Below are 3,649 nucleotides of genomic sequence, written 5' to 3'. Positions count from 1 at the left end.
GACCCCGGCCCGTGTCCGCCGCGACTTCCGGCACCTCCGCCCCAAGGCCACCTGCCCGGCCAGAGCACCGAAATCCTCCCGCCCCGGCCCCGGACCGCCACCCGGCCGCAAGAACACCCGGCCCACCCCACACCACGACGTACACACCGTCCGCAAAACAGACGCCCCGAAACGGCAAACGAAGAAGCCGACCATCCCTCGCCCACGCCGCAAAGGTTAAAGATCAAGCTAGGGTGCTCGGGTGAGCGGTGCGATATCGCGTGAGGCGCGCAAGAAACAGCAGAGAGAGCCGAAGCCGGCATGGGGATGGCGGGCCACCGGGCTGCTGCTCGGTCTCGCGCTCACCCTGGTAGGTGCCGGAGCCGTCGTCGTCAACGGTGTCCAGGGCGTGCAGGCCACGGGTCTGGTGGGCACACGCGGCACTTTCACGGTCGATTACTGCATGGACACCAACTCCAGCCGGAAGCATTCCGACTACGAGTGCGGCGGCGATTTCACCCCTCGCGGAGGGGATGCCGACGACGGGTGGAGCGGAACGCTCGAGAACGCGGACAACTATCCGGCCGGCAAGAAGCTTGATGTGGTCGAGGCCTGGGTGGGCAGCGACCAGCACTTCCGGGAGATCGGTGTCGGGGCGGCCTTGGAATCCGTTCTGTGGTTCTGCATCGGACTGGTGATCCTGACGATGGGTGCCCTCCAGTGCCGCAAATCGGCCAAGAGCTTCAAGAAGTAGGCCGCGGGCCTGTGGGCCGGGAAGATCGGCCGGGTGAGGGAACAGCATCCGGAAGGGACGAGAGGGCGCTGGATCCGACGATGCCGGCCTACGGCGAACTGGACGTGGTTCTTGGTTGCCGGAACGGCGGAGTACACGACGGCGGCAAGACCGTCGATCGGCGCGCACGGGTAGCGCCGAGAGCAATTGGCCGGCTGATCGCCATCAGGGCGGCGGCGCTCTTTGCGCGGACCAGCAACCGCCCCACGCTCACCTGGGCTCGAAGCGCGCCCGTGGGTCTGCGCGCGGACGCGATCGTGGTGGAGAGCAATTACGGCGGCGACATGAGCCGTTAGATCCTCCAGCAGGCGTGGCATGAACTCCAGCGCGAGCAGCACACGGAGAACATGCTGATGCCTGCCGTCCTGTCAGTCACCGCTAAGCACGGCAAGAGGTTGCGCGCTGAGCCGATCGCGCAGCTCTCTGACGCAGCCGGCCGACCCGCAACAGGCCGGTGCTGCGTCGTCCACCTACCGGGATGACCGGCCGGCGCGGCGTCGCTGACCGTGGAACAGCCCACTCCGTACAGCTCGGCGAGCGCGGCATGAGCGAGCTGGGTACGCAGGTGTACCAACGTGACCAGCACTCGGTCGGTGAAACCAGCTGGGACAAGGCCGCACGGGCCCACTTCTTGGTCACACCGTGCGGTCACTGTCACGTCACGGCTTCGTCCGTCAACCGTCGGGTAGCCGGGGGATCGCGCCCCCGGGCGTCGGCTGGGGTGGAATTGGCCAAGTTCAGGGCGTGGTGGATGGTGTACCGGACATGGCACGGGGAGGGATGGCTGTGCGCGTTCTTGGGGGCCGATACGAGCTGGACCACGCCGCCCGGCAACCCGGTCACGCTCACTCCGGCGGCGCGGGAGGCCAGGTCCCAGCAGGCCGGCTCGACCGCGGAATGTGGAGGCAGTTGCCAGGCACCGACCGCACGGATTCACAGAGGCCGACGCGGCCGTACGGGCAGGCGCGCTACGGACGGATGGCGAGGAGTCGGGAGTGACCAGCGGCCCGTGCCCTGCGGCTCGGCCCGTTCTTCGGCGGGTCTTTTTCCGGTCGAACCAGATCGTGGCGAACGTCGGCGCGAGCCCCGCCCAGAACAGCACCTGCGGCAACAGCCGGTCCGTCCAGGGGACTTCGGTGATCAGCAGGGCGCACAGCATGGCCCAGGCCGCCTGGCCCAGCACGATACGGGCACGACCGGACCCGCGCGCGGCGCCGCCGCTGAACCCCTGAGGCAGGGAGGCTGTCGCCAGAAATCGAGCGGTGGAGGAGGATCACCGCCTCTGTCCCCCATGGGGGCAGCCCCAAGCGGGCAGGACGCTTCTCCAAGCCCCACGTCTACTCCGGCGGTCACGGCTCAGCCCCGCACCCGGTGCCGCACCGTCGACCCCGACCGGTCCTTGACGACCTCCAGCTGGGCCGGGATGCGCAGGCGCAGGTCGGCGACATGGCTGACGATGCCGACGCTGCGGTCGCGTTCGCGGAGGGAGTCGAGGACGTCGAGGACCTCGTCGAGGGTCTGCTCGTCCAGGCTGCCGAAGCCCTCGTCGATGAAGAGGGTGTCCAGCCGGGTGCCGCCGGCCTCGTCGGTGACGACATCGGCGAGGCCGAGGGCGAGGGCGAGCGAGGCGAAGAAGGTCTCGCCGCCGGAGAGGCTGGAGGTGTCCCGCTCCTGGCCGGTCCAGGCGTCGATGACATGCAGACCGAGGCCGGAGCGCCGGGTGCCGCCGGCCCGTTCGTCGGAGTGGACGAGGGTGTAGCGGCCGGACGACATCCGGTGCAGCCGCTCGCTGGCGGCGGCCGCGACCTGTTCGAGCCGGGCGGCGAGGACGTACGACTCCAGGCGCATCCGGCGTGCGTTCTCGCTGGAGGTGCCGGAGGCGAGCCCGGCGAGGCGGGCGATGCGGTCGTGGGCGGTGCGCAGCGGGGCCAGTTCGCGGGCGTCGGCCTCGGCGCGGACGGAGAGCCGGTCGAGTTCGCCGCAGCGGTCGCGGGCCGCCGCCTGGGCCGCGGCGGCGCCGCGCAGCCGGTGTCCGGCGGCCTCGTGCGCGGCGCGGGTGGCGTCCGGGTCCGCTGGCGGCAGGGCGGCCGCGGCGATCGCCTCGGGGTCGGCCAACTCCGCTTCCACGGCGGCCCTTTCGGCCTGCCATTCGTCGAGCTGCTGCTGGAGCGCACGCCATTCGCCGTCCCGCAGCAGCGCCTCGGCGGCGGACTGCGGGGTGTCGAATCCGGCCCGGCGGGCGGCGTCGGAGAGTCCGGCGTCGGCGTCCTCGAGGCGCTCGGCGCAGGCGTGGGCCGTACGGGACGCTTCCGCGGCGGCGGCGAGCAGCGTCACCTGGCGCTCCAGCCGCCCGGCGCGCTCGGCCACGCTGACGCAGTCACCACGCGCCTGGGCCAGCTCCTCCTCCAGCACGGCCCGTTCGCGATCCAGCGCCTCGCGGTGCGAGGTACGGGCGGCGACCCGGCGCTCGGCCTGCTGCTGCTCGGCGCGGCGGCGCTCGTACTCCCGCTCGGCGCGCCCGAACGCCTCGCGTGCGGCGTGCAGATCGGCGCCGGCCGCATGGTCGCGCGCGTGGGCCGTGTGCAACTCCTCGACCTGCTCGGTGAGTTCGTCGGTCGCCGCGTCACCGGCCGCGGCCGTGGCTCCGGCCAGCGCTTCCCTGGCCGACTGGCAGCGGGCCTCCACCTGCCGACGGGCTTCTTCGGCCCTTCGGTGGCCGGCCAGCGCGGCCTCCTCGGCCGCCCGGTCGACATGTCCGGCGGCGGCGCGGGCCGGGTCGGGGTGGTCGGCCGATGCCGCGTCCGGGGCACTGTTGCTGCCGCTCGGTGAGGACGGCTATCAGAGCGAGTACGGGGCCCGGCTGCCGCTCCTCGTCCG

The 3,649-nt window shown here is 71.8% G+C and carries 2 protein-coding genes and 2 pseudogenes; 3 read left to right on the top strand and 1 reads right to left on the bottom strand.

Features of this window, described 5'->3' with window-relative positions:
* The 3 genes and pseudogenes from AB0D04_RS42365 to AB0D04_RS42355 all read left to right on the top strand — a co-directional run.
* Nucleotides 1–220 (top strand): annotated as a pseudogene (locus AB0D04_RS42365) (transposase); the annotation flags it as partial.
* A 21-nt stretch (nt 221–241) separates the two neighbouring features.
* Complete coding sequence (locus tag AB0D04_RS42360; RefSeq protein ID WP_362712797.1) at nt 242–733, top strand: hypothetical protein; 492 nt, start codon at nt 242–244, stop codon at nt 731–733.
* Nucleotides 734–813: 80 nt separating this feature from the next.
* Nucleotides 814–1,068 (top strand): hypothetical protein, encoded by a 255-nt coding sequence (locus tag AB0D04_RS42355; protein WP_362712795.1) that lies wholly within the window; start codon nt 814–816, stop codon nt 1,066–1,068.
* Between the two features lie 1,060 nt (nt 1,069–2,128).
* Here AB0D04_RS42355 and AB0D04_RS42350 read toward each other — a convergent pair.
* Nucleotides 2,129–3,565 (bottom strand): annotated as a pseudogene (locus AB0D04_RS42350) (SbcC/MukB-like Walker B domain-containing protein); the annotation flags it as partial.
* Nucleotides 3,566–3,649: the final 84 nt, after the last annotated feature.

The organism is Streptomyces sp. NPDC048483 (genome assembly GCF_040651455.1).
In the GTDB taxonomy this organism is placed as follows: domain Bacteria; phylum Actinomycetota; class Actinomycetes; order Streptomycetales; family Streptomycetaceae; genus Streptomyces.
This window is presented reverse-complemented; position numbering and strand designations above follow the sequence as displayed.